Below are 25,620 nucleotides of genomic sequence, written 5' to 3'. Positions count from 1 at the left end.
TCTGTTGTTCATTATCTTATAAATAAACTACGAGTTCAACCCAGTTTTTAGAGAGGAAAACTTAATAGAGAGGAAAACGCAATCCCTTTAGTTAGAATTGAGCGTATTGATCACAAAAATCGCAAAGAAAATGCATCAAAGACTGTTCCGTAATGTCATATGATGTGATATACTTTTGGCAAGGTTTGAAACCGCATTCAATCTGTTTTTTGATGAATGAATGTTCAATCATATGCTGTCCGTCATCATTTTTGGGTTACAGGAGGTGCCTATTCTTGGCAGAAAAAGTCTGGCATCAATTTTGGCCAAAAGGATTGCCGAAAAATATCCAATATCCGGAATTGCCTGTTGGATCCATTTTGAAGGGAAGCGCCGAGCGGTATGGAGACAAGGTGGTGTTAGTGTATGAAGGCCATTCGCTGACCTTCCGCCAGCTATATGAGCAATCGCTGCGGTTTGCCAACGCCCTGAGGAGGAAGGGGATCGGCAAAGGTGACGTGGTGGCCATTCATATGCTTAACACGCCGCAATATGCCGTTGCCTACTATGGAATCATGCTTTCCGGCGCCACGTTTTCACCCGTCAATCCGTTGCTTCCGCCTCACGACCTGGCGTATCAGCTGAATGATTGCGGGGCAAAGGCCGTGGTCACCCATGAGTTGATGGCCAAGGCGATTCAGGCCGTCCAGTCGAATACGAGGGTGCAATTTGTGGTGCTGACGGGCGAGTCGGAAGCGTCCGGCACCCAACCTGTCGATCCCTCCGGTTATGGGGAGAACTGGCACAGTTTTCTTGACCTTTTGTCAAAAGAACAACCGGAACCGTTCGAGGTGCCCATCGATCCGCGGCGCGATCTGGCCCACTTGGCCTATACCGGCGGGACGACAGGCCGCTCCAAAGGGGTGATGTTGCCCCACTATAATGTGGTAGTCAATACGATTCAGTTTGCCTGTTGGGGAACGGCCAGCCGACCGGTGACCGATGGAGAGCGGCTCTGGCTGGAACCGGTCGATCCGTCCCTCATCGGTGAGGATGCGGAGTACCGCGTGCCGCTCGGGGAAGGGGTTCTCGTGAACATTACCCCGTGGTTCCATGCGATGGGAACGGTCGGGTACCTGAACAACCCGATCTTGACGGGAACAAAATTGATCCTTCACAGCCGGTTTGACCCGACCAAGTATCTGGAGGATGCGGAGAAGTACCGGGTAACCACCATCGGCGGGGCCCCGCCCGTCTTTGTCGCGCTGCTGCGGCACCCTGATCTGGCGAAACGGGATCTGAGTTCCGTGCGAAGCATCGCCTCTGGGGCAGCCCCGTTGCCGCAGGAGCTGATCCACCTGTTGCAGCAGCGTTTTCCGGAGGCCACGATTGTGGAGGCGTACGGGATGACGGAATTGACGATGGGCGCCATTTCCAATCCGAGCGGCCGCAGCGGCCTGCGCAAAGTGGGGAGCATCGGCATCCCCGTATTTGATACGGAATGCAAGATCGTGCCGCTGGAAGGCGGGGAAGAGCCGCTGCCGCCCGGTGAAGTGGGAGAGATCTGTGTCCGCGGCCCGCAGGTGATGGCCGGATATTACAACAATCCGGAAGAGACGGCCAAAGTGTTGAAAGACGGTTGGATGTACACGGGTGACGTGGGGTACATGGATGAGGACGGGTATGTTTTTATCGTCGACCGCAAGAAAGACATGATGATCTACAAGGGGTACAATGTGTATCCGCGTGAGCTGGAGGAGATCCTCTTCCGTCATCCTGCGGTGGCCAATGCGGCCGTGATCGGCAAGCCGGACCCGGAAGTGGGCGAGATTCCAAAAGCTTTTGTGGTTCTCAAGCCGGACAGCCAGGTGACGGCCGAAGAGTTGATGTCCTTTGTCAATGAACAGGTGGTTCCGTACAAGAAACTGCGGGAAGTGGCGTTTGTCGACGAAATTCCTGTCAGTGCCGCAGGAAAGGTGCTCAAGCGGGTGTTGCGGGAGATGGAAATGAAGGGCAGTGCGTAGTGGCCATTCGCTGACCATTAGCTGGCCGTTTTCGGCTTTGACCATTTATGAACGCGTGAGAGGGGAAACGAGATGGGCATCATGGATACACCGGAACATGAACTGTTTCGCCAGTCGCTGCGCAAGTATCTGCAAAAGGAAATCGTGCCGCATTTTCCCCAGTGGTACAAGGAACGTCAGGTGCCGAAGGAGATCTGGAAATCGTTCGGGAGCCAGGGGTTTCTCTGTCCCTGGCTGCCGGAAGAGTACGGCGGCAGCGGGCTGGGATTTGATTATTCTGTCATCATCATGGAAGAAATGTCACGGGCCGATGTAGATATTCCTTTTGTCCTGCATTCGGATGTGGTGGTGCCTTACCTTTATTCCTACGGCAATGAGGAACAACGGCGCCGCTGGCTGCCCGGTTGCGCTTCCGGGGAAATTCTGACGGCCATTGCGATGACCGAACCCGGTACCGGCTCCGACCTGGCCGCCGTGGAGACGACGGCGGTCCGGGACGGGGATGACTACATCATCAACGGTGAAAAGGTGTTCATTACCAATGGCTGGGATTGCGATCTGGTGATTGTCGTCGCCAAGACCGGCCATCACGAGAAGCCGCACAAAAACATCAGCCTCTTTGTTGTCGAAGACGGCACGCCGGGATTCATCAAGGCGAAGAAGATGGAAAAAATGGGCCGTCACACCGAAGGGACGGCCGAGCTGGTCTTTGACAACTGCCGGGTGCCGCGCAGCAATCTCCTCGGCGAAGAAGGAAAAGGCTTTTATTATCTGATGGAAAAGCTGCAACAGGAACGTTTGGTGGCGGCCATCGGCTCCCTGTGCGCCGCCGAGAAGATGTTTGCCGAAGGCCTTGAATATGCCAAGACGAGAAAGGCGTTTGGCCGGCCCATCGGCAAATTCCAGTACAACAGCTTCAAACTGGCCGAAATGGCCACTGAAATCGAGATTGCCCGCACCTTTGTGGAGCGGCTCATCGCAGAGCATCTGGAAGGAAAGGATTTGGTCACCAAGGTGTCGATGGCCAAGTGGTGGATTTCTGAAATGGCCAACCGGGTGGCGGCGGACGTTCTGCAACTTCACGGCGGATACGGGTACATGGAGGAATTCCCCATCTGCCGTCATTACCAGAATGTGCGAGTGGACACCATCTTCGCCGGGACCAATGAGATCATGAAGGTGATTATTGCGAGACAATTGGGATTGTAGGGAGTGAACGTTGTTGGATGCGCATATGAATCAGCAGATCATTTTAGTGAGCCGGCCAAAGGGAATGCCGACGGATGAAAACTTTGCCATCGTTGAAACGCCCATTCCGCAACCGAAAGAAGGGGAAGTGCTCATTCAGACCCTGTATTTGTCCGTCGATCCGTACATGCGCGGCAGAATGAGCGATCGGAAGTCGTACGTTCCGCCCTATGAGCTGAATGGCGTGGTCGGTGGAGGTGCCGTTGGACGGGTGCTGCAATCCAAGTCGCCTTCTTACCGGGAAGGGGATATCGTCCTCGGCAATTACGGCTGGCAGCGTTATGCGGTGGCTTCCGCCGATCAATTGCAGAAGGTCAACCCTGAACTGGCGCCGATCACCACCGCGCTAGGCGTTCTGGGCATGCCGGGATTGACCGCCTATTTCGGGCTGCTCGACATCGGCCAGCCGAAAGAAGGGGAAACGGTTGTGGTATCCGGCGCGGCTGGCGCTGTGGGCATGACGGTTGGACAGATCGCCAAAATCAAAGGCTGCCGTGTGGTCGGTATTGCTGGGTCAGACGAAAAAACCGCTTACTTGGTTCAGGAACTGGGGTTTGATGCGGCCATCAACTACAAAACGGCGACCGATCTCCGCGAAGATCTCAAGGCTGCCTGTCCGAACGGTGTCGACATCTACTTTGACAATGTCGGCGGAACGATTTCCGATGCCGTCATGACAATGCTCAATTACCAGGCCCGCATTCCGCTGTGCGGACAAATCGCGCTCTACAACCTGGAGAAGCCGGATGTCGGTCCGCGCATGCAAACCCAGCTTCTGATTACCAGTTCCTTGATGAAGGGATTTATTGTCAGGGATTATGCCAGCAGGTTTGAGGAAGGCATCTCCCAGCTGGCGCAGTGGGTCCGGGAAGGACGGCTGAAGTACAAAGAGAACATTGTGGAAGGATTTGAAAACACGATCAAAGCCTTCCTGGGGCTGTTTACGGGAGAAAATCTCGGCAAGCAACTGGTCAAGGTGGCCGACTAACAGGTGAAACAATAGATATAGATAGGATGTTCGTGATGCCGTACGGGGCTGACCCTGGTCACAGACCTGGGGGACAGCCCTTGCGGTTTTTACAAGCGCCTCTCAAATGTCCGAATCCGTTTCCGATGAGTGGGTCCTTCGTCAAAATTTAATTGGCGATTTCGTAGTAAATATCCATTAGAGCACGAGCGGCCTGGCCGAGATAGCGGTCTTTCCGATAAGCAAACACGACGGTCCGGGTCGGTTGCTCTTCAAGTTCCATGTACAACGGTTGCTTCTTGTCCACAATCGAGGATTTTTGGATTAAATCGGGAATCAATGTCACGCCTAGTCCGTACGCAGCAAAAGCTTGTGCCGTTTCAATGTTGTTTGTCTCATATGCAATACGTGGTTGAAAGCCCGCTTTGGCGCACAGTTCAAGCATGGAGTAACGAAGTTTATATTCTTTTTTGAGTAAAATGAATGGGCAATCTGCCAATTCAGCCAGAGAAATCCGAGGCACCCGTTTTTCGACGAAGAATGCCAACCTGTCGGACATCCATGGCTTGCATTCGGTCGGCAGGGCAGCATAAATAGGTTCTGTAAACATTGGTCTGGTAGCAATGCAAGCGTCTTCTACGGGCAAGGACAGAATGGCAATATCCACCGAGCCTTGTGCAGTCAGATGGTGAAGCGCGCCGGTGGATTCCTCAATCAGATCGATCCGAACATTTGGGTAGCGCAACTGATATTGTTCGAGCAATGAAGGAAGTAGATGCCTGACGGTGATCGGTGTTGCACCGATCGTCAGCGTGTGTCCCATGCCGACCGTTCTCTCAAACATCTCCCTTTTAAGGTCTTCTTTCAATTGTACGATTTGTTCGGCGCGTTTCAAAAACAGCATGCCTTCTGGTGTCAGAGAGGTCCCTTTAGGCCCTCGGTAAAACAAACGTACCCCCAGTTCATCCTCCAATTTAGCAATTTGTTGGCTTAAAGACGGTTGGGCTATGTGCAGATTGGCTGCCGCCTTGGTGAAACTTCGTTGTCGGGCCACTTCAACCGCGTACTCAAACAGGCGCATTTCCATGACCATCACCTCATAGATAATGCCTATGGGATCCATAGTAATTATATTTTAGACAATAATATTAACGAATGTTAGTATTATAAGCAAGAAAATACAATATTTTTCTTGAAAGTAAGAGTTATTGATGGTTAAGTTTATAAACAAAATATAAAAACTAAAAACGATGATTTTAAATGTATTGAATGCGTAGTTTCCCATGGGGGGATATGACGTGGACTTTTCGTTGACCGTTTTTCAGAAACAGATTCAAGAGACGGTACGTGCGTTGTCGAGCAAGTACGATTTGGAATATTGGCGCGAAAAAGATCGTACAGGGGAGTATCCGTGGGAGTTTGTCAAGGAATTGGCGGAGGGCGGTTGGCTGGGGGCGATTATTCCTGAGGAGTATGGTGGTCAAGGGATGGGAATTATGGAAGCGTCACTGATTTTGCACGAGGTGGCCGCTTCCGGTGCGGGAACGAGTGGCGCATCAGCTGTTCATTTTTACATGTTTCCTCCGATGCCAATCATCAAGTACGGATCGGAACAAATGAAACGTAAGTATCTCCCGGCCATTGCGCGCGGGGAACTGCTGATGGCCTTCGGTGTCACGGAACCAAATGCCGGTTCGGATACATCGCGAATCAGCACACGGGCGGAGAAGCGGGGGCAAAAGTGGGTGATCAACGGACAAAAAGTGTGGTCGACGAATGCCCAGAATGCTCAGAAGATGTTGTTGCTTACTCGCACGTCGCCCCGCGATGATAAAAGGCCTTTTGATGGCATGACATTGTTTTTTGTAGATTTGGACAGAACGCACTGTACCATTCGAAAAATCGATAAACTTGGGAGAGCGGCTGTCGATTCGAATGAGGTTTTTATCTCCGACCTGGAAGCTACGGATGACGATATTGTGGGAGAGGTTGGAAAAGGGTTTTATCATCTTATCGACGGACTGAATCCTGAACGGATTGTCATTGCGATGGAAGCCATCGGGATAGGCCGGTTTGCTCTTAACCGGGCAGCGCAGTATGCAACTGAAAGAATTGTCTTTGACCGTCCCATAGGTCAAAACCAGGCAATTGCACATCCCTTGGCCCAGGCCTGGGCACAACTTGAGAGCGCCGAGCTGTTGGCCATGAAGGCAGCGTGGCTATTTGATCATGGGCTGCCTTGTGGAAAAGAGGCCAACGCCGCGAAGTTCCTGGCGGCGGAAGTGGGATTTTTTGCCTGTGACCAGGCATTGCAGACGCTGGGAGGTTTCGGATATTCCAAGGAATATCACATCGAGAGATTGTGGCGGGAAGTGCGTTTGTACAAGATTGCTCCGATATCACAACAAATGGTTCTCAACTATTTGTCCACCCATGTCCTTGGACTTCCGAAGTCATACTGAAGATGAGAAGGAGGGTAGCCAAGATGGAGATTTACGACAAACTTTTTATCGGTGGCGAATGGGTGGAGAGCAGCTCTTCCAAGAAATGGATATGGCTTTGATGTGCGATATCCGGTCTGCTTCAGAAAACGCCAGATTTTCCGAAGGATATATCCGTGTGGGGCTTGTTCCTGGAGATGGCGGGGCATACTTTCTTCCAAGAATGGTCGGTATTTCCAAAGCGTTGGAACTGTTGTGGACGGGCGATTTCATTTCTGCAAATGAAGCAAAAGAATTAGGGATTGTCAATCGCGTATATTCCGCCGAGGATTTGATGCCCAAGACATTGGAATTTGCAGAAAGGATCGTCCATTCACCTACCATCGCCATCCGGATGATAAAAAGGGCCGTTTATCAGTCTGTGAATCTTGACCTGCGAACGGCATTGGATCTTATTTCTTCCCATTTTTCTATCGTGAGAGATACGGAAGATCATAAAGAAGCGTTGGCTGCAATGTTAGACAAAAGAACACCCCATTTCACCGGAAATTAATGCATCAGCTCAAGTTCGTTGTTCAGGTTTTAAAAATTGGCGTTGATGGTTCATTGTGGTATGTTAATGATGGTACAACCTTGGCGAACATGCAGGGATTTCCAAGTGGAATTGACCATTTTTTTGAAAAATGAGGTGTTGAAATGGGATTGGTTCAAGATAAGAACATCCTGATCATGGGAGTGGCCAACAAGCGCAGCATTGCTTGGGCCATCGCCCAGGCTTTGCATCGGGAAGGGGCGAAGCTGGCTTTTACCTATCAGGGCGAGCGCTTTGGCAAAAGCGTCAAGGAACTGACCGACGAAAGCATGCCTGGCTCCCTGCTCCTGCCGTGTGACGTGACCAAAGAAGAAGAAATCCAGCAGGTGTTTTCCCGTCTGAAGGAACACTTCGGGGTGCTTCACGGTGTGGTGCACAGTCTGGCCTATGCGAAAACCGAAGATCTGGAAGGTGCCTTTTTGGACACGTCACGGGACGGATATCTGCTGGCCCAGGAGATCAGCGCCTATTCACTGGTCGCCGTAGCGCGGGCTGCCAGGCCGTTGATGACGGAAGGCGGGAGCATCATGACCATGACCTACCTTGGCGGGGAGCGGGTGGTGCCCAATTACAACGTGATGGGCGTGGCCAAGGCGGCTTTGGACATGAGCGTCCGCTATCTGGCCAATGATCTGGGACCTGAGAACATCCGCGTCAACGCTATTTCTGCCGGTCCGATCCGCACGCTGGCGGCCAAGGGTGTGAAAGATTTTAACACGTCGCTGCATACCATGCAGGAGAAGGCACCGCTGCGCAGGGGCACTGATCCGGCTGAGGTGGCAGACACGGCGGTGTTTTTGCTCAGCGACATGTCCCGAGGGGTGACCGGCGAAGTGATCCACGTGGACAGCGGGTACCACATCATTGGGATGTAGTCCATATTGGAATCTGGTCAAACGGTGGACACGCCTAACCGGTCAAGCAAATTATCCCTTAGGCAGAAAACCCTACCATCAAAGGGTTTCTGCTTTTTTTGTACATCCCCGTATGCATGTGTCTGACATGCACAGGTTCACTCAGTTTAGATATTCCTGTCAATTACTGATATAATTGGTTTTATAGCATTTGCGCAGTTTAAATGAATGCGATTTTTAAGGGAGTGACGGAGAGTTGGGCATGAAGCGGTTGCATGTCTGGTTGACAAAAGAGGAAATCGTTCCGGAGCGCCTCGTGGGTGCCGCCGCTGTGGTGATCGATGTGCTGCTGGCAACCACCACCATGGTGACGATGATGGAACGGGGGGCGCAGCGGGTTTTTCCGGTAGGGAGCCTGGAGGAGGCGCGGCGGTTGAGGCGGGAGTTGGCCTCGCCAAACCTGATTACAGGGGGGGAAGAAGACGGGTTTAAGGTGGAAGAGTTTGATCTGGGTCCGCTTCCCGATGAGTTTACGGAAGAGGTTGTCAGGGGCAAAGACATCATTTTTCTGACAACCAACGGAACGCGGGCGGTTCGTTACGCCCAACCGGCCGGACAGTTGCTCCTCGGTTGCTTGCGCAATGCACCTGCAGTAGCGGATTATCTCAATCGTGCCGCTGTGGAGGATGTGTTTATCATCTGTGCCGGTTCCAAGGGGCATTTTTCCTATGAAGATTTTTTGTGTGCCAGTGAAATTGTCTCGAGGCTCGATTTGACAGGAGTAAAAATGAATGATGCGGCGCAATTTGCCTATGATTCGGCCCAAAACCGCCCGGGAGAGGTGTTCGATGCGCTGAGGCGGGGACGGGTGGGACGGTATTTTATGGAGAATGGATTGCGTGAGTTGCTTCAGTTTGTCGGTTCTGTGGGGGATGCCTCTACCGTCGTGGAGGTAAAGGATGGGCAATTGCGATTGTTGTTGGAGAGTCGCTGCTGAAAATCGATTGGGATTGGAGGCGAAGACGATGAAGGCGATTGTATTGAGAGAACCGGAAGGACCAAAAAACCTTCGCTATGAGGAGGTGGAAATTCCAAAACCAAAAGCGGATGAAGTCCTCATCAAACTCCATTACGCTGCTTTGAACCGCAGGGATGTGTTTATTTCCTATGGAAGGTATCCCCGGACCAAATTGCCTTCCATCCTCGGCTCCGATGGAGCTGGTGAGGTGGTGGCCCGTGGGGAAAATGTGAAAAACGTCGAAGAGGGAAGCCGCGTGGTGATCAATCCCGGCTTGGCCTGGGGTGATCAGGAAGCGCATCCCGGTCCGAATTTTCATATTCTAGGCATGCCGGTTGACGGGACCTTTGCGGAGTATGTCGTCGTCCCGGCCGCACAAGTTTATCCCAAACCGGAACATCTCACCTGGGAAGAGGCGGCGGCGTTGCCGCTGGCCGGTGTGACGGCTTACCGTGCCGTGGTGACGAGGGGCCAGGTACAGGCAGGGGAGACGGTACTGATTTCCGGGATTGGCAGCGGAGTGGCCCTGTATGCCTTGCAGATGGCCCTTGCCAAAGGGGCGAACGTTTATGTGACATCCGGAAGTGACGAAAAAATCGAAAGGGCCATCCGGCTGGGAGCGGCTGGCGGAGTGAATTACCGGAAGGAAGGCTGGGTGAAACGGCTTCGCGAGATGATCGGCGGTGCAGATCTGATTGTGGATGGCGTTGCCGGGCCCGGGTTCACCCAGTTGATTGAAGTGACCAATCCGGGCGGCCGCATTGTCAGTTATGGGGCGACCAATGGATCGGTTCCCGAGCTGATCATGCGTGGCGTGTTTTCCCGCCAGATGGATATCCGGGGCACGACGATGGGCAGTCCGCGCGACTTTGCGAACATGCTTGAGTTGTATGCAAAACACCAGCTGCGGCCGGTGATCGATCGCCGCTATCCGCTGGAAGAGGCCGCTGAGGCAATGCTGCGCATGGAACAGGGATTGAATTTTGGCAAAATCACGTTGAAAATCGTGGATTCGTAGCGCCAAGTGCCGGCCGATGCGGCAAGCGGAAAAATGCATGTCTCGTTTTTAGAATTTTTTCCATTCAGAAGAGGAGGAATCATTCATGGCTGATCTGTTGTTTGAAGTCAAAGAAGGAATTGCGACCCTGACGCTCAATCGTCCGGAGGCGCGCAACGCGTTCAGCGCCGAGATGATCCGGCTCTGGCGGGAGGCCTTGGAAGAGGTGCGGGACAATGACGCGATCCGTGTCATGGTCCTGACAGGCAATGGGAAAGCGTTTTGTGCCGGGGGCGACGTGAAAGCGATGCTGAACGGCAAGGGATTCATTGGCGGTGTGGGAGAGGAAGAGGATTTCGTGTCGACCGGGCTGCAGCGGAAAAATGCCCTCTGGAAGCATATTCAGCGCATTCCTCTCCTGATGGAGGAGATTGACAAGCCGACATTGGCCGCCATCAACGGCGATGCGATCGGTGCCGGGCTGGATATGGCGTTGCAGTGCGACCTGCGGTTTGCCTCGGATCAGGCGCGGTTTGCGGAAGGATATGTCAATGTGGGGATTGTCCCAGGCGATGGCGGCGGGTATTATCTGCCCCGGATTATCCGGCTCGATCACGCCCTGGAGCTGCTCTGGACCGGACGGATGTTGGATGCGAAAGAGGCGTTTGAGCTGGGGCTGGTTACCCGTGTCGTTCCCCATGAACAGCTGTTGGATGAGACGTATGCGCTGGCGGAGCGGCTGGCACGGGGGCCGCAGCAGGCGATTCGCATGATTAAACGCACCGTGTACCAGGGGCTGAAGACGGATCTTAGAACCTCATTGGATATGGTATCCTCTTTCATGGGATTGGTGACGGAGCTGCCGGATTATCAGGAGGGATTGAAGTCGATCGTCGAAAAGAGAAAGCCAAGGTTTGAATAAGGAGAGGATTTTCTGTGTTTAAGGATTTGCAACTGCCAAGTGTCAGACTACCGGAAGCAGCAGAACAATTGCGGCGGGAAGTAAGGCAGTTTCTTGCCGAAGAACTGGAAAAGGGGAGTTTTACGCCGCAGTGTGACGCCTGGCTGGGCGGGTTTTCGCCGGAGTTCAGCCGCAAGCTGGGCGAAAAGGGATGGATAGGCCTCACTTGGCCGAAGAAGTATGGCGGTCATGAGCGTTCGGCGCTGGAGCGTTTTGTGGTGACGGAAGAGTTGCTGGCAGCCGGAGCGCCAGTGGCGGCGCACTGGATTGCCGACCGTCAGTCGGGACCCCTTCTGCTCCGTTATGGTACGGAGGAACAGAGACAGCGTTTCCTGCCGGGCATTGCCCGTGGCGAGATCTACTTTGTGATTGGCTTGAGCGAGCCCAATTCTGGCTCCGATTTGGCTTCTGTATCCAGTATGGCCAAAAAAGTGGATGGCGGGTGGATCCTAAACGGAAGCAAGGTCTGGACCAGCGGCGCGCATCGCTCGCATTACATGATCGCCCTTTGCCGGACCTCGCCCCTTGATCCGGAGAACCGCCATGCCGGGATGAGCCAGCTGATCGTGGACCTGTCAGCAAAAGGCGTGACGGTTCGGCCGATCCGCTTGATCACGGGGGAACATCACTTCAATGAAGTGATTTTTGAGGATGTGTTTGTTCCCGATGAGATGGTGGTGGGCGAGGTGGGCAACGGCTGGAAGCAGGGAATGGCGGAATTGGCGTATGAACGCAGCGGGCCGGAGCGGTTTCTCAGTACCTATCCCTTGCTGGCTGAACTGGTGAAAGTGTTGCAGGCTGGCCATGACGCCCGTTCGCGGATTGCGGTGGGGCAGCTGGTCTCCCGGCTCTGGACCCTGCGCCAGATGTCTCTTGGCGTGGCCGGGCTTCTGGAACGTGGCGTGACACCGGATATTGCCGCCGCGCTGGTCAAGGATCTGGGGACGCGGTATGAACGGGAAGTGGCGGAAGTGGCCCGGATGCTGGTGGCCTGTGCGCCATCTGTGACGTCACCCAACCGCTTTGAGGTCCTCATGGCGCAGGCGATTCTGCATGCCCCGGGATTTACATTGCGTGGTGGGACGACGGAGATCTTACGCGGGATTATAGCGAGGGGGCTGGGCGTCAGATGAATGAACATCATGAGCTCCGGGAAATGTTTGTCGAGACGGCAAGCCGGATGATGAAAGATTTGTGTACGAAAGAGTTGCTGGAAGCCACAGAGCGGGGCGAGTGGGCCCAGGATCTCTGGAAGACGATGGAAGAGGCCGGGATGACGCTGGTTCCTGTTCCCGAAGAAGCAGGTGGAGTGGGTGGCAGTTTTGGCGACGCGCTCGCCATCTTGCGAGTGGCTGGAAGATTTGCCGCGCCCGTCCCGCTTGCCGAGACGTTGTTGGCCAATTGGTTGTTGGCCATGGTTCGTCTTCCCGTCGTGACGGATGCGGCCACGGTTGCGCCTGTCATTCCGGAAGAGAAAGTAAGGATGCAAAAAACGGAGGGAGGCTGGCTCCTTTCCGGGACCGCGCGGCATGTGCCCTGGGCGCGCCAGGCCAAATCCATCGTTCTCATCGGCGATTCCGAACAAGGAGAAATGGTGGCGGTTGTCGATCCAAAAGCCTGTTCCATCCGGCCCGGGCAGGACTTGGCGAACGAGGCACGCGACGAGGTGTGCTTTGATGGTGTGCTTGTCGGGGAGGACCAGGTGGCGCAGGCTGCAGCCGGCGTAAGTAAATTGGAAGTATTGTACCGGGGTGCCCTGATGCGGGCGGCGCAGATGGCCGGGGCACTGGAGCGGGTCCTGGAGTTGTCCGTGAACTATTCCAAGGAACGTATCCAGTTCGGCCGTCCGATTGCCCGGTTTCAGGCGATCCAGCAGCAGCTGGCCATCCTGGCGGGCGAGGTCACTGCGGCGGGAATGGCTGTCGAGAGCGCCATGGCTGCGGTAGAACGGGCCGATATGCAGTACGATGCCAATGAAGCGGCCCGGTTGGCGACGATGATGGCCAAGATCCGAGTGGGAGAGGCAGTCGGAATCGCGACGGCGATCGCCCATCAGGTGCATGGGGCAATCGGCTTTACCGATGAGCATGTGCTCCATTACAGTACCCGCCGGTTGTGGTCCTGGCGGGATGAGTTCGGGACAGAAAGTGAATGGGCAGAACGGCTGGGCCAGCACGTGCTCGAGCGGGGAGCGGAACAACTTTGGCCGCTCGTCACGTCATTATAAATTCCTCATCCATCGCTATTAAAATATAATAAAATATGGAATCATCGGTTTGGTTTTCTCGTTTGTGTCCCCTAAGGGTGATACCCGAAGGGAATTCTTTGTTTCTAGAAGGAAAATTTTGATGGTTATGGATGATGCGATGTGATATACTGGACTTAACTCTATTGAAAATTCAGAAGTAACGGTGGCAGGAGGAGATAAAGATGCCTGTTCATCCCCAGGCGCAGATGGTTTTAGACCAATTGAAAAACTCTGGCATGCCATCCCTTCATACACTGTCTCCGGAAGCGGCGCGGGCGGCGTATGCCATGATGCGTACCCGTCCGGAAAATTTGGAGCCGGTGGCCAAAGTGGAGGATAGGCAGATTCCTGGACCCGCCGGTTCCATCCCGGCACGATTTTATTATCCGGAAGGTTCGGGACCGTTCCCCGTACTGGTTTATTTTCATGGAGGCGGCTGGGTGATCGGCAGCCCCGACACCCATGACGCGCCGTGTCGTAAAATTGCCAATGCGGCGGGGTGCATTGTGGTGTCGGTGGATTATCGCCTGGCTCCGGAGCATAAATTTCCGGCGGCGGTAGAAGACGCCTACGCGGCAACTTGCTGGGTGGCAGAGCATGCGCAAGAATTCAATGGCGACCCGGAGCGGATTGCCGTGGGCGGCGACAGTGCCGGCGGCAACCTGGCCGCCGTCGTCGCCCTGATGGCGCGGGATCAGGGTGGACTGGAACTGCGTTTTCAAGCTTTGATCTATCCCGCCACAGATTTTGCCATGAATACCCGCTCACACCAGGAAAACGGATCGGGGTATTTTCTTACCCGGGAGATGATGTACTGGTTTCGCGATCATTATTTGCGAACGGAAGAGGACAAGACGAACCCTCTGGCCTCTCCGGCGCTCGCAGGGGACTTCCGGAATCTGCCGCCTGCCCTCGTGATCACAGCCGAATATGATCCGCTGCGCGATGAGGGCGAAGCGTATGCAGAATTGTTGCGGCAAGCGGGCGTTCCTGTGACGTGTTCGTGTTATGATGGCATGATCCACGGGTTTTTCTCCATGATCGGGGTGATTGACGCCAGTGAGGAGGCGATCCGGGAGCTGGCCGACGCTTTGCGAAAAGCTTGGCGTTGAATGAAGGACGAAGATGCCAATCTTCTTGAGCAGATTTGCTGAACCCAAGTATACTGGAGGTGAGGGTGTTTGGAATGACCCGTATTACAAAGGAGTCATGCGAGTTCAAATAAAAAAGGGGTCGAACGGCAGATGCAAGCATGGATATCTCGCTACTTCATCCCGATATTTATCCTGCTGGTCCTCTCCTGGAGTTCCGCTTTTCCGGTGGTGAAGATTGGCTTGAGCCAATCGCCACCTCTTCTTTTTGCGGGACTGCGCACCTTTTTGGGCGGTCTGTTTCTGCTGCTGCCTGCCTGGTTATGGGGAGGAAAGTTCAGGGTGTCACAGATTTGGCCGTATTGGTTGTGGTCGGCGCTTTTTTTTGTGTTCCTTTTTTTCATACTGCAGACATATGCCGTGTACTATTTGCCGTCGGGATTGACGGCCGTGTTGATTTATCTGCAACCCATTCTGGTCGGGCTGTTTGCGCGCATTTGGCTGAAGGAATCACTGACATGGAGCAAGAGTATCGGACTGATTCTCGGGTTTACCGGCGTGTTTTTCGTCAGTTCGGAAGGAGTGTTCGGTTCGCTTTCGCTGATCGGGGTGTTGCTGGGGGTGGGGGCTGCCTTGAGTTGGGCCATTGGAACGGTCTATTTTAAACGGATTCAGGAACGGGTTTCTTTGCTGTGGCTGATTGCCGGTCAGTTTGTCATCGGCGGGTTGTGGATACTTGTTTTGAGCCTGGTTTTTGAAAACTGGACAGAAGCAACGTGGAATGTCACTTTCTGGTCCAGTATCCTGTACACCGCCTTGTTTGGCATTTCCCTGGCCTGGGTGTTGTACCTCGCGCTGCTTCAGCAGGGTGAAGCGAGCCGGATGTCGGCCAATATGTTTGTCGTTCCGCTCATGTCGGTATTGATGGGAAGTCTGTTTTTGAAAGAGCCGGTGAGCCTTTTTCTCCTCCTGGGTGGCGGTTTGATCCTTACGGGGATTTACCTGGTCAACCGGCGTTCCTCCCCGGCGGCATCACGTGAGGCAGAGATGACGCAGAAATTTTCGTGATCCTATGGATTCCCAATATATTAAACAATAAAATACCATGATCGACGTTGCAATGATAAAATTTTTCTAAAAATATTGCTTGAATAATCCGCGATCATCTTGTATAGTTATTTATCATAAACAACTTTATTTCTTTTCATAAACTGTCTCTTTTTCAGAAAACGTTGCCCATCTCAATGGAAAGGTGGTACCTCATGTCCTCAGGGAGAGCGTCGCCGCTGTTACGTGTCGAACACTTGAAAACATCATTTCGCACCCGCTACGGTGTGGTAGAAGCAGTCAGCGATGTATCGTTCGATGTGGATGCCGGTGAAACGGTCGCGCTGGTCGGTGAATCCGGCTCAGGAAAGAGCGTGACCGTCTTGTCCATCATGCGATTGCTTGGAAATACAGGGTGGATCGCAGGCGGGCAGATTCTCTTTGCTGGCCGGGATATTGTCCATGCCACTGAGGATCAAATGCGCAGGATGCGCGGCAAAGAGATGGCGATGGTGTTTCAGGATCCGATGACCTCCCTTGATCCGGTTTACCGGATTGGCGATCAAATTATCGAAGTATTGCGTATACACGAAACTGTCAACAAAAAGGAAGCATTTCAGCGAGCGGTGGAATTGCTTCGATTGGTCGGTCTCCCCGACCCGGAAATGCGCATGAACAGTTATCCCCATCAATTGTCCGGAGGCCAGCGGCAGCGCGTGATGATTGCCATTGCGCTGGCTTGCAATCCAAAACTGTTGATTGCGGATGAGCCGACGACGGCGCTGGATGTGACGGTTCAGGCCCAGATCCTGGATCTGATGAAAAGGTTGCAGGCGGAGTTTGGTTCAGCGGTGCTGTTGGTGACACATGATTTGGGCGTGGTCGCGGAAATGGCGGACCGGGTGGTGGTGATGTATGCCGGCAAGGTGGTGGAGCAAGGGAAGGTGGCTGAGGTGTTTCGAAATCCTCAACATCCATATACCGAAGGATTGCTCCGCAGCATTCCCAAGTTGACTACGCCAAAAAGTAAGCGCTTGCAGGCCATTCCCGGGTCGGTTCCGACACTGATGGAGATGCCTTCCGGGTGCCGGTTCAGCACCCGGTGTCCCTATGCGATGGAGCGGTGTGCCATGGAAGAACCGCCGCTGCTTGAATTGGCTCCCGGAAGACAGAGCCGTTGCTGGTTGCGGGAATCTTCCGCGGAAGTGGCGCTTGCGACCGGTGACGGGATGGGGATGGGAGGGATCCATTGATGGCGGAAGCATCTTGGTTGCTTGAGGCGAACGGGCTGAAAAAATATTTTCCGATAACCAAAGGGATTTTTTCGCGGCCGGCAGGTTACGTGAAGGCGGTGGATGGCGTTTCATTCCGGATCCGCCCGGGAGAGACCCTCGGTCTGGTCGGGGAATCGGGATGCGGGAAATCGACGACGGGGCGAATGGTTCTGCATTTGATCCGGCCTACGGAAGGGACCGTGTTGTATAAGGGACAGGATCTGGGACAGATGGGTGCCCAACAGATGCGGGAGATCCGCAAGCGCATGCAAATGATCTTCCAGGATCCGTTCAGTTCGCTCAATCCCCGGATGACCGTGACGGAGATCATCGGGGAACCGCTTGCCATTCACCGTCTGTCCAGTGGCCGCGAGAAAAAGGAGCGAATTGCCGAACTCCTGGAGCTGGTGGGTCTGTCAAAGCGCGACATGGGAAAATACCCCCATCAATTTTCGGGCGGCCAACGCCAGCGTATCGGCATTGCCAGGGCGCTGGCCACCAATCCGGAACTGGTGGTTTGTGATGAGGCGGTATCCGCGCTGGATGTTTCGGTACAGGCACAGGTGCTCAATTTATTGAAGGAGCTGCAGGAGAGGCTTCATTTGTCATACCTGTTTATCTCCCACGACTTGAATGTGGTGAAGTACATTTCGGATCGGATTTGCGTGATGTATCTGGGGGAAATCGTGGAGGAGGCCGATTCTGAGGCGTTGTTCGGGAAACCGTTGCACCCATACACACAGGCTCTGTTTTCTGCCGTGCCGAATCCAGATCCGATAGCCAGGAAGGAACGCATTCTCCTGAAAGGGGAAGCTCCCAGCGCGGCTGATCTTCCATCGGGTTGCAAATTCCACCCACGATGCCCCAAGGCCATGGAAAGATGCAAAACGGAAGCGCCGGCGCTCAGGGAAGTGGCTTCCGGCCACCAGGTTGCCTGCCACTTGTATTGAAGAGGAACCCGGTTTAGCTGAACCAATGCCAAAGGTGGGATGTCGCTTGTTCGAATATATCGTCCGTCGTATCGTTTACGGGCTGCTCATTCTGCTGGTGATGACCGTCTTTACGTTTGTCGTCATGCGCTTGGTTCCCGGTGATGTGGTTACGCTGCAACTGGCGCAGGCAGGGGTGGTCTCTGAGGAACAAATGGCCGCGCTGAAGTCGGAGATGGGGCTGGACAAACCGGTATGGCAGCAATTGCTGATCTGGCTGAAGGATGCGTTGCAGGGTGATTTGGGGACCTCACTCTGGTCCCAGCAGCCGGTGATGGACATGATTGCCAAGCGGCTGCCGGTCACCCTGGAGCTGGTCGGGCTTTCGGTGATCATCTCGTTATTGGTCGGGATTCCTTTGGGGGTCATTGCAGCGGTCAAGCATGGAAAATGGGCCGACCAATTGATCCGTGTCACGGCGATCACCGGGCTCTCGATTCCCAACTTCTGGCTGGGTCTGCTGATTATCACGTTTTTGTCCTTGTGGTTTGGTTGGATTCCGCCGATCGCTTACCGGTCTTTCCTGGAAGATCCGGCGGTCAATTTGCAAAAGATGATCTTGCCTGCTCTGGCTTTGGCTGTTACGTTAAGCGCCAGCACGATCCGGATGACCCGCTCTGCGCTGCTGGAAGTGTTGCACTCCGATTTTATCCGGACCGTACGCGCCAAGGGGGCGAGCGAACGGATCGTGATCTACAAACACGCGCTCAGAAACTCGCTCATTTCCGTCGTTACCTTGGTTGGCCTGCAGATTGGCATTTTGTTGGGGGGAACGGTTGTTCTCGAGTATATCTTTTCGATACCCGGAATGGGAAGTCTGATATTTGAGACGGTCAGCAACCGGGATTATCCGGTGGTACAGGCCTGTGTGCTGATTTACGGAGGGATGTTCATTTTGGTCAACCTCCTCGTCGATATCACCTATGGTTGGATAGATCCAAGAATTCGCCATCAATCGTCAAACGCATGAAAAGGAAGGATGTGAATGGGATGGCGGAACTTTTCCGGCCTAGTCTACCGTCGCCAGCGGCACAGCGAGCCGCTCCGGGCAGCCTGTTTTTGGATGAGTGCAAACGGTTTGTCCGGACGCAGCCCATTGGCGCCTTGTCGCTCCTGTTTATTCTGTTGATGACGCTGATTGCATTATTGTCACCTGTTCTTGCTCCCTATGAACCGGATGCCCAGTTTCGGGAGTCAATCATGGTGGGACCCAATGCCGACTTCTGGATGGGGACGGACGACTTGGGGCGGGATGTATTCAGCCGCATCCTGCACGGCGCCAGGATTTCCCTGTACGTCGGGCTGGCCACGGTTGTTCTGTCTGTGTTATTCGGCACCTTGCTCGGTGTGGTGTCAGGGTATTTTGGCGGCGTCGTTGACATGGTTATCCAACGGATCATGGATGGGATCATGGCCATCCCCGCGCTGATCCTGGCTCTGTTTATTGCGGCGTTGCTGGGGCCGGACCCAAACATGTGATATTGGCCCTTGTCGTCGTGGAGACGCCCCGCTTTGCGCGCATTGCCAGAGGGGAGATGCTGAAAATCCGCGAAGCCACTTTTGTCGAGGCGGCGAAGGCGATGGGCGCCCGCGCATGGCGCATCATGCTGCGGCATGGCGTGCCGAACATGGTGGCGCCGTTGACGGTTATGGCCAGTCTGGCCTTTGGCGGGGCAATCATCGCCGAAGCCTCTTTGAGTTTCTTGGGGATTGGAACTCCGCCGCCCAATCCCTCTTGGGGGCTGATGTTAAGCGGTGCGACCCGTTACATGGAAAATGCTCCCTGGCTAGTGGTGTTTCCGGGGCTGGCCCTGAGCCTGTCCGTGCTGGCTTTTAATTTGTTGGGTGATGCTCTGCGGGATTATTTCGATCCGAGACTGCCTTCATAAGCGGACAGGTTTACTCATAATGACGGGGGTTGAAAAACATGAGCGCAATGGGCAATCGAACTTTCAGAAGGAACAGAAGAATGCATCTGTTCCATGTGATGACTTTTTTCCTGGCCGTGTTCCTTGTCGCTTGCAGCGGTACGTCGCAACCGGTAGACAACAAGGATGCCGGTGGAAAAGAGGGGGAGAAAGGCGGGCAACAGGCGGGTCAACCCAAGCCGGGAGGTGTTTACACGATTCTCTCGCCGGCAGACCCGGACATGTTGGATCCTCACAAACAATCTTCCATTTATACGCACAACATCATCGGCCTGGTATACAGCAAGCTGCTCACGTACAAAACCGGGCCGGACGTTGATTACTCCGATTATGTGCTGACCGGGGACTTGGCTGAAGACTGGGAGGTGTCGGAGGACGGGAAGGTGTACACATTCCATCTGCGGAAAGACGCCAAGTGGCAGAATGTCCCGCCGGTCAATGGCCGCCCTGTCGTGGCGGAGGACGTCATCGCGACGATGGAGCGGATCCGGAGCCTTCCTGGGCACCAGGTTTATATGCTGGAGAAGGTGGAAAAGATGGAGGCGCCTGATCAGCACACGGTGGTCTTTACCCTGAAGGAACCGTTTGCTCCTTTTCTCAATTACATGGCCAACCATTACATGTGGATTCTGCCGAAAGAAGGCATTGAAGGGAAATTTGACTTGGCCACCAAGGCGATTGGTTCCGGACCGTTCATCCTGGAGAAGTGGGAAGACAACGTGGAGGCCATTCTCAAGCGAAACCCGGATTACTACATGAAAGGAAAACCCTATCTGGATGAAATCAGGATCATGGTGGTACCGGATCAGGGGGCGCGGATCGCCGCATTTCGTACCGGTCAGACGGAGTCGATCGGGATCATTTCGCCACGGGAGGTGGAAAATCTCCGGAAGAGCAATCCGGACATCAACGTTTCAAAAGTCCTTTTTCCGACTCAGATCATTGTCTATATGAACATGACCAAACCGCCTTTTGACGATCTGCGGGTGCGGAAGGCCATCAGCATGGCTATTGACCGGAAAGGATTACTCAAGCAGATCTTTGGCGACGGGGAGGTCAGTTCGCCCGTCAATCCTTCGCTCGCGGATTGGGCATTGCCGTTGGAGGAACGGGAAGCGCTGCAGCCCTACGATCCCGAGAAGGCCAAGGCTTTGTTGAAAGAGGCGGGGTATCCTAACGGGTTTTCCACCAAGATCATGGTGACCAATGCCTATGGGGAACAGGTGGTCCAAACCGCGCAGTGGATTGCGGAAGATTTGAAAAAGGTGGGCATCAATGCCGAGATTGAAGTGGTGGAGTATGCCACCTACTTTTCGAAACGATGGCCCGGATTGCAATATGACATCGGTGTGGGATTTCAAAGCTTCTATCAGGAACCGGATGAGTGGTTGCGCGGCCAGTTGCACAGCAAATCCCCCCGCAACTGGTTTGGCGTCAAGATACCCGAGTTGGACAAGATGCTGGATGAACAGCGGTTGATCATGGATGAGGAGCAGCGAAAGAAGAAGGTGCATGAGATTCAGCGGTATGTCCTCGAAAACGTGATCAACCCGATTCCTCTGATTACGCATTACGTGGAGACGCCTCACCAGCCCTGGGTAAGAGACCATCATCCCCATGCTTCTTATGGAAATATCCATTTAAAAGATGTATGGCTGGATAAATAAAACAGGGACAGCAAAAGGGGGAATGTTTCTTGTCGTTGCGACGGGCTGCAGCGATTGTGGGCGTGGCTGATGCGGAGCTGGAAAAAGGGAGATTCAAAGGAGAAAAAACCGTGCTCCAGGCTCAGGCTGAGGTGGCCAAAAAAGCACTGGATGAGGCGGGATTGACCAAAGAGGACGTGGATGGCCTTCTGGTGGCCGGTTCTTGGGGGATTCCCGGGGTCGGGCTGTTTCCAAGCGTTACGATGGCGGAGTATCTGGGGATTCAACCCAGCTTTACCGATTCGACCAACATTGGAGGTTCCTCCTTTGAGGCCCATGTGGGTCATGCGGCGGCTGCCATCCAAGCCGGTTTGTGCAACGTTGCCCTGATTCTCTACGGCAGTGATCAACGTTCCAACCGTCGCCGCAATCTCGGCAGGGGGAGACCCGCCGAGTTGACCGCCCAGTACGAAAGTATCTGGGGTTTGCCGGCACCGGTGGGCGCCTATGCCTTGGCTGCCCACCGGCACATGTACCAATACGGGACCACCAGCGAACAACTGGCGGAAATTGCCGTGGCGACACGGAAATGGGCCAGCCTGAACCCGGCGGCCACCATGCGTGAGCCGATTACCGTGGAGGATGTTCTGAATTCGGAGTTGATTTGTGATCCCCTGCACCTTCTGGACTGCTGCCTGGTCACGGATGGGGCGGGGGCGGTCGTAGTGGCCTCCGCCGAGAGGGCGCGAGATTGCCGGACACGGCCGATCTGGATCCTGGGCCACGGAGAGGCCCATTCTCATTCCACGATAACCAATATGCCTGATTTGACGGTCACGACCGCCAGAGAATCGGGAAGAAGGGCTTTTGAAATGGCCGGGGTGCGGCATGAGGATCTGGATGTGGTGCAGATCTACGACTCCTTTACCATTACTGTCCTCCTCACGCTGGAATCGCTCGGGTTTTGCAAACCGGGAGAAGGAGGCGATTTTGTGGCCAACCAGCGAACCGCTCCCGGCGGGGATTTTCCGATGAACACCAATGGCGGCGGGCTGTCCTGCCTGCATCCGGGGATGTATGGCATCTTTCTTCTGATCGAGGCGGTCAGGCAGTTGCGCGGCGAATGCGGACCGCGCCAGGTGCCTGACGCCAAGCTGGCGCTGGTCAACGGCACCGGAGGGGTGTTGTCCTCGACGGCCACTTGCATCCTTGCCCGGGATTAAATACCTATGGAAGTTTTTCATTGACAAGAAAAGGGTGGGATGGATGATGACAGATAAGTTGCTCCCGGTGATTGACCCGGAGTCCCGCTATTTCTGGGAAATGTGTGCGCAAGAAAAACTGATGATCCAGCAATGTGAGGATTGCGGCAAACATGTGTTTTATCCCAGGAGCATCTGTCCGCATTGCATGTCGAATCGTCTCCGGTGGGTGGAGAGCAGCGGGCGGGGGCGGGTCTATTCCTACACGGTGGCCAGGCGGCCGGGAGGACCTGGGTTTGAAAAAGAGGTTCCTTATATTGTCGCAATCATTGAATTGGAAGAAGGAGTCCGAATGATGAGTACGATCGTTGACATCCCCATCGAAGAGGTCAGGTGCGGGATGCCGGTTCAGGTGGTGTTTGAAAAGCTCACGGAGGAGATCACCTTGCCCAAATTTGCAGCACGGTTGGAGGGATGATGGAAGATGGAGAGCAGAGTATGGCACAAGCATTGGCCGAAGGGGATGCCGACAAGCATTGATTATCCGGTCATTCCGGTAGGCGCGGTGATCAAGGGGAGTGCGGAGCGGTTTGGCGAAAAGGTGGCGTTGTATTACCACGATCAGCCGTTCACCTACCGGCAGTTGTATGAGGGTGCGTTGCGGTTTGCCCGCGTGCTTCGTTCCAAGGGGCTGGGCAAAGGCGATGTGGTGGCCATTCATATGTTCAACAACCCGCAATATGCCATGGCCTATTACGGGATTTTGCTTTCCGGTGCCACGTTTTCGCCGGTCAACCCCCTTCTTCCGCCCCATGATCTGGTTTATCAGTTGAATGACTGCGGCGCCAAAGCGGTTGTCACGCATGAGATGGTGGCCCGTTCGATTCGCGAGGTGGAGGGACAGACCGGCTTGCGTCACGTATTCCTCACCGGAGAGAGTGAGCTGTCCAGTCCGCCGCGGGCCGTGGATGTTTCCGGTTACGGACAACACTGGTACAGTTTTGCCCAGCTGTTGGCCGATGAACCGCCTGAGCCAGTGGAGGTGGAGATTTCCCCCAATAAGGAGCTGGCCCACATTGCCTATACAGGCGGAACCACCGGACGTTCCAAAGGGGTCATGCTCACCCATTACAACGTGGTTGTCAATATTATGCAATCCGCCTGCTGGGGAACGGGATGCTTGCCGGTTGTAAAAGACGGCGGCTTATACCTTGAACCGGCCGATCCTTCCCTTGTCGGCGAAGACAAGGAATATTCACCCGTGGGTGAAAACGTTGGGATCAATCTGACACCGTGGTTCCACGCCATGGGGATCATTGGCAGCCTGAACGTCGCCTTTTTATGCGGCGGCACCACCATTTTGCACCTTCGCTTTGACCCAGGAAAGTATCTGGAAGATGCGGAACGCTACCGGGTGACGGGAATGGGAGGCGCGCCCCCCATTTATGTCGGATTGATCCGCCACCCGGACTTCTGGAAGCGGGATCTCAGTTCGGTGCGGCGGATCACCTCCGGAGCGGCGCCGTTGGCCAAAGAGCTTTTTGAAATCTTGAAGAAACGTTTCCCCGATGCCGTCATTAGTGAAGGGTACGGGATGACGGAGATGACCATGGTCGGCATCAGCAATCCGGGGGGACGCAGTTCGTTGCGAAAACTGGGGAGTGTGGGCATTCCGGTATTCGACACCGATTGCAAGATCATCTCACTGGAAGGCGGAGAAGACCCGCTACCGCCCGGTTCGGTCGGGGAAATCTGTATCCGGGGACCGCAAGTGATGCTGGGTTATTACAACAAGCCCGAAGAGACGGCGGTGACGCTGAAAGACGGCTGGCTGCACACGGGAGATATCGGGATGATGGACGACGACGGATATGTCTACATCGTCGATCGGAAGAAGGATATGTTGTTGTACAAGGGATATAACGTCTACCCGCGGGAACTGGAAGAGATCCTGTTCCGCCATCCGGCGGTGGCCAACGCAGCCGTCATCGGCAAGCCGGATCTGGAAGCGGGTGAAATTCCGAAGGCCTACGTCGTGCTGAAACAGGGGCATACCGCCACCGCCGAAGAGCTGATGGCATTTGTTAACGAACAGGTGGTGCCGTACAAACGGTTGCGGGAAGTGGCCTTTATCGATGAGATTCCGGTTAGTGCCGCAGGGAAGGTACTCAAGCGCGTTCTTCGGGAGATGGAGGCCAGATGAACCCGTTCTAAATGCACGATCTAAATTCACGAGTTGAGGTGAGCGTTACATGGATTTGGCGTTTACGCCGGAGCAGGAACAGTTTCGTTTGCGCGTGCGCCAGTGGCTGAAGGAGAACCTGCCGAAGGGATGGGGCACGCCTCATTTCAAGTGGCCAGAGAGCAATGAGGAACGCAAGAAATGGATGCAGGAGTGGGAACGCAAGCTTTACGAAGCGGGTTTTGCCGGGTTGTCCTGGCCGAAGGAATACGGCGGTCAGGGGATGACCTTTGTTGAAGAGACGATTTTTAACGAAGAGGCGGGCAAATTGAACGCACCGTCCGGGTTCAATGCGCTTGGAAAACTGCTGCTGGGACCGACCCTGCTGCTTTATGGCACGGAGGAACAAAAAAAGCGCTTCCTGCCGCCCCTGCTGAGAGGAGAGGAATTCTGGTGCCAGGGCTTCTCCGAGCCCAACGCCGGTTCCGACCTGGCCAGCCTGCAGACGCGGGCGGTGCTGGACGGCGATGAATGGGTGATTAACGGCCAGAAGGTGTGGACCAGTGGCGCCCATTACGCCGATTGGTGCTTCGTTCTGGCCCGTACCGATACCGAAGCGCCGAAGCACAAGGGGATCACGTTCTTCCTCGTGCCGATGAACAGCCCCGGGGTGACGGTCCGGCCGCTCGTCCAGCTGAACGGCAACCGGGACTTCAACGAGGTGTTCTTCGACAACGTCCGGATTCCGAAGGAGAATGTGGTTGGCGGCGTCAACAACGGCTGGAAAGTGGCGATGGGCACGCTGGGATTTGAGCGGGGGACGCTGGCGCTCGGGCGGCAGGTGCGCTTCCAGCGGGAGCTGGACGAAATCGTCAGGGTCAGCGCCACGAAGCGGACCCCGGACGGGAGCCTGGCCATTGACAACCCCTACT

The 25,620-nt window shown here is 54.6% G+C and carries 21 protein-coding genes and 2 pseudogenes; 22 read left to right on the top strand and 1 reads right to left on the bottom strand.

What is annotated here, in order from left to right; genetic code table 11:
- Positions 1-275: 275 nt before the first annotated feature.
- The 3 genes from BAA01_07105 (at position 276) to BAA01_07095 (ending at position 4,239) form a co-directional block, all read left to right on the top strand.
- Positions 276-2,003 (top strand): acyl-CoA synthetase, encoded by a 1,728-nt coding sequence (locus BAA01_07105; GenBank protein OUM90742.1) that lies wholly within the window; start codon positions 276-278, stop codon positions 2,001-2,003.
- A gap of 81 nt (positions 2,004-2,084) precedes the next feature.
- Positions 2,085-3,212, top strand: coding sequence for an acyl-CoA dehydrogenase (locus tag BAA01_07100; GenBank protein ID OUM90839.1), 1,128 nt, complete (start codon positions 2,085-2,087; stop codon positions 3,210-3,212).
- Between the two features lie 25 nt (positions 3,213-3,237).
- Complete coding sequence (locus BAA01_07095) at positions 3,238-4,239, top strand: NADP-dependent oxidoreductase (protein OUM90838.1); 1,002 nt, start codon at positions 3,238-3,240, stop codon at positions 4,237-4,239.
- Positions 4,240-4,387: 148 nt separating this feature from the next.
- On the opposite strand, the gene BAA01_07090 is transcribed toward BAA01_07095, so the two are convergent.
- Positions 4,388-5,305: a LysR family transcriptional regulator gene (locus tag BAA01_07090; GenBank protein ID OUM90741.1), complete on the bottom strand. Its 918-nt coding sequence runs from the start codon at positions 5,303-5,305 to the stop codon at positions 4,388-4,390.
- Between the two features lie 211 nt (positions 5,306-5,516).
- Between BAA01_07090 and BAA01_07085 the strand changes: the two genes are divergently transcribed.
- The 19 genes and pseudogenes from BAA01_07085 to BAA01_06995 form a co-directional block, all read left to right on the top strand.
- Positions 5,517-6,680 (top strand): acyl-CoA dehydrogenase, encoded by a 1,164-nt coding sequence (locus tag BAA01_07085; GenBank protein OUM90740.1) that lies wholly within the window; start codon positions 5,517-5,519, stop codon positions 6,678-6,680.
- Between the two features lie 85 nt (positions 6,681-6,765).
- A pseudogene (locus BAA01_07080) lies at positions 6,766-7,212 on the top strand (enoyl-CoA hydratase).
- Positions 7,213-7,355: 143 nt separating this feature from the next.
- Complete coding sequence (locus BAA01_07075) at positions 7,356-8,126, top strand: enoyl-ACP reductase (protein OUM90739.1); 771 nt, start codon at positions 7,356-7,358, stop codon at positions 8,124-8,126.
- A 235-nt stretch (positions 8,127-8,361) separates the two neighbouring features.
- Complete coding sequence (locus BAA01_07070) at positions 8,362-9,102, top strand: hypothetical protein (protein ID OUM90738.1); 741 nt, start codon at positions 8,362-8,364, stop codon at positions 9,100-9,102.
- Positions 9,103-9,130: 28 nt separating this feature from the next.
- The gene (locus tag BAA01_07065) at positions 9,131-10,141 is read left to right on the top strand and encodes an alcohol dehydrogenase (GenBank protein OUM90737.1); all 1,011 of its coding nucleotides are present in this window, start codon (positions 9,131-9,133) and stop codon (positions 10,139-10,141) included.
- An 85-nt stretch (positions 10,142-10,226) separates the two neighbouring features.
- Entirely contained in the window at positions 10,227-11,042 is an 816-nt protein-coding gene (locus tag BAA01_07060; protein ID OUM90736.1) for an enoyl-CoA hydratase, read from the top strand.
- 14 nt (positions 11,043-11,056) lie between these two features.
- Complete coding sequence (locus tag BAA01_07055) at positions 11,057-12,214, top strand: acyl-CoA dehydrogenase (protein ID OUM90735.1); 1,158 nt, start codon at positions 11,057-11,059, stop codon at positions 12,212-12,214.
- Positions 12,215-12,237: 23 nt separating this feature from the next.
- The gene (locus tag BAA01_07050) at positions 12,238-13,308 is read left to right on the top strand and encodes a hypothetical protein (GenBank protein ID OUM90837.1); all 1,071 of its coding nucleotides are present in this window, start codon (positions 12,238-12,240) and stop codon (positions 13,306-13,308) included.
- Positions 13,309-13,511: 203 nt separating this feature from the next.
- Entirely contained in the window at positions 13,512-14,441 is a 930-nt protein-coding gene (locus tag BAA01_07045) for a lipase (GenBank protein OUM90734.1), read from the top strand.
- Positions 14,442-14,573: 132 nt separating this feature from the next.
- Positions 14,574-15,488, top strand: coding sequence for a hypothetical protein (locus tag BAA01_07040; GenBank protein ID OUM90733.1), 915 nt, complete (start codon positions 14,574-14,576; stop codon positions 15,486-15,488).
- 194 nt (positions 15,489-15,682) lie between these two features.
- Positions 15,683-16,720, top strand: coding sequence for a peptide ABC transporter ATP-binding protein (locus tag BAA01_07035; protein ID OUM90732.1), 1,038 nt, complete (start codon positions 15,683-15,685; stop codon positions 16,718-16,720).
- The gene (locus tag BAA01_07030) at positions 16,720-17,691 is read left to right on the top strand and encodes a hypothetical protein (GenBank protein OUM90731.1); all 972 of its coding nucleotides are present in this window, start codon (positions 16,720-16,722) and stop codon (positions 17,689-17,691) included. The genes BAA01_07035 and BAA01_07030 overlap by 1 nt, the downstream gene beginning before the upstream one ends.
- Before the next feature lie 25 nt (positions 17,692-17,716).
- Positions 17,717-18,700, top strand: a complete 984-nt coding sequence (locus BAA01_07025; GenBank protein OUM90730.1) for a glutathione ABC transporter permease GsiC — start codon at positions 17,717-17,719, stop codon at positions 18,698-18,700.
- Between the two features lie 20 nt (positions 18,701-18,720).
- Positions 18,721-19,619, top strand: a pseudogene (locus BAA01_07020) (ABC transporter permease).
- 305 nt (positions 19,620-19,924) lie between these two features.
- The gene (locus tag BAA01_07015) at positions 19,925-21,325 is read left to right on the top strand and encodes a peptide ABC transporter substrate-binding protein (protein OUM90836.1); all 1,401 of its coding nucleotides are present in this window, start codon (positions 19,925-19,927) and stop codon (positions 21,323-21,325) included.
- 29 nt (positions 21,326-21,354) lie between these two features.
- Positions 21,355-22,527, top strand: a complete 1,173-nt coding sequence (locus BAA01_07010) for a thiolase (GenBank protein ID OUM90729.1) — start codon at positions 21,355-21,357, stop codon at positions 22,525-22,527.
- Between the two features lie 43 nt (positions 22,528-22,570).
- On the top strand, positions 22,571-22,984 hold the full coding sequence (locus BAA01_07005) for a hypothetical protein (protein ID OUM90835.1): 414 nt from the start codon (positions 22,571-22,573) through the stop codon (positions 22,982-22,984).
- A gap of 6 nt (positions 22,985-22,990) precedes the next feature.
- Entirely contained in the window at positions 22,991-24,709 is a 1,719-nt protein-coding gene (locus tag BAA01_07000; protein ID OUM90728.1) for an acyl-CoA synthetase, read from the top strand.
- A 49-nt stretch (positions 24,710-24,758) separates the two neighbouring features.
- The coding region (locus BAA01_06995; protein ID OUM90727.1) for an isovaleryl-CoA dehydrogenase at positions 24,759-25,620 on the top strand (862 nt) is incomplete at its 3' end.

The sequence above is a fragment of the Bacillus thermozeamaize genome (assembly GCA_002159075.1).
Taxonomy (GTDB): domain Bacteria; phylum Bacillota; class Bacilli; order ZCTH02-B2; family ZCTH02-B2; genus Bacillus_BB; species Bacillus_BB thermozeamaize.
The sequence above is the reverse complement of the archived record's forward strand: the minus strand, read 5'-3'. Positions and strand labels throughout refer to the sequence as shown.

Coding starts and splice junctions, on each gene's coding strand:
- BAA01_07100 (OUM90839.1), top strand. CDS start 2,085: ATGGATACACCGGAACATGAACTGTTTCGCCAGTCGCTGCGCAAGTAT.
- BAA01_07095 (OUM90838.1), top strand. CDS start 3,238: ATGAATCAGCAGATCATTTTAGTGAGCCGGCCAAAGGGAATGCCGACG.
- BAA01_07090 (OUM90741.1), bottom strand. CDS start 5,305: ATGGAAATGCGCCTGTTTGAGTACGCGGTTGAAGTGGCCCGACAACGA.
- BAA01_07075 (OUM90739.1), top strand. CDS start 7,356: ATGGGATTGGTTCAAGATAAGAACATCCTGATCATGGGAGTGGCCAAC.
- BAA01_07065 (OUM90737.1), top strand. CDS start 9,131: ATGAAGGCGATTGTATTGAGAGAACCGGAAGGACCAAAAAACCTTCGC.
- BAA01_07060 (OUM90736.1), top strand. CDS start 10,227: ATGGCTGATCTGTTGTTTGAAGTCAAAGAAGGAATTGCGACCCTGACG.
- BAA01_07050 (OUM90837.1), top strand. CDS start 12,238: ATGTTTGTCGAGACGGCAAGCCGGATGATGAAAGATTTGTGTACGAAA.
- BAA01_07045 (OUM90734.1), top strand. CDS start 13,512: ATGCCTGTTCATCCCCAGGCGCAGATGGTTTTAGACCAATTGAAAAAC.
- BAA01_07040 (OUM90733.1), top strand. CDS start 14,574: ATGCAAGCATGGATATCTCGCTACTTCATCCCGATATTTATCCTGCTG.
- BAA01_07035 (OUM90732.1), top strand. CDS start 15,683: ATGTCCTCAGGGAGAGCGTCGCCGCTGTTACGTGTCGAACACTTGAAA.
- BAA01_07030 (OUM90731.1), top strand. CDS start 16,720: ATGGCGGAAGCATCTTGGTTGCTTGAGGCGAACGGGCTGAAAAAATAT.
- BAA01_07025 (OUM90730.1), top strand. CDS start 17,717: ATGCCAAAGGTGGGATGTCGCTTGTTCGAATATATCGTCCGTCGTATC.
- BAA01_07005 (OUM90835.1), top strand. CDS start 22,571: ATGATGACAGATAAGTTGCTCCCGGTGATTGACCCGGAGTCCCGCTAT.
- BAA01_07000 (OUM90728.1), top strand. CDS start 22,991: ATGGAGAGCAGAGTATGGCACAAGCATTGGCCGAAGGGGATGCCGACA.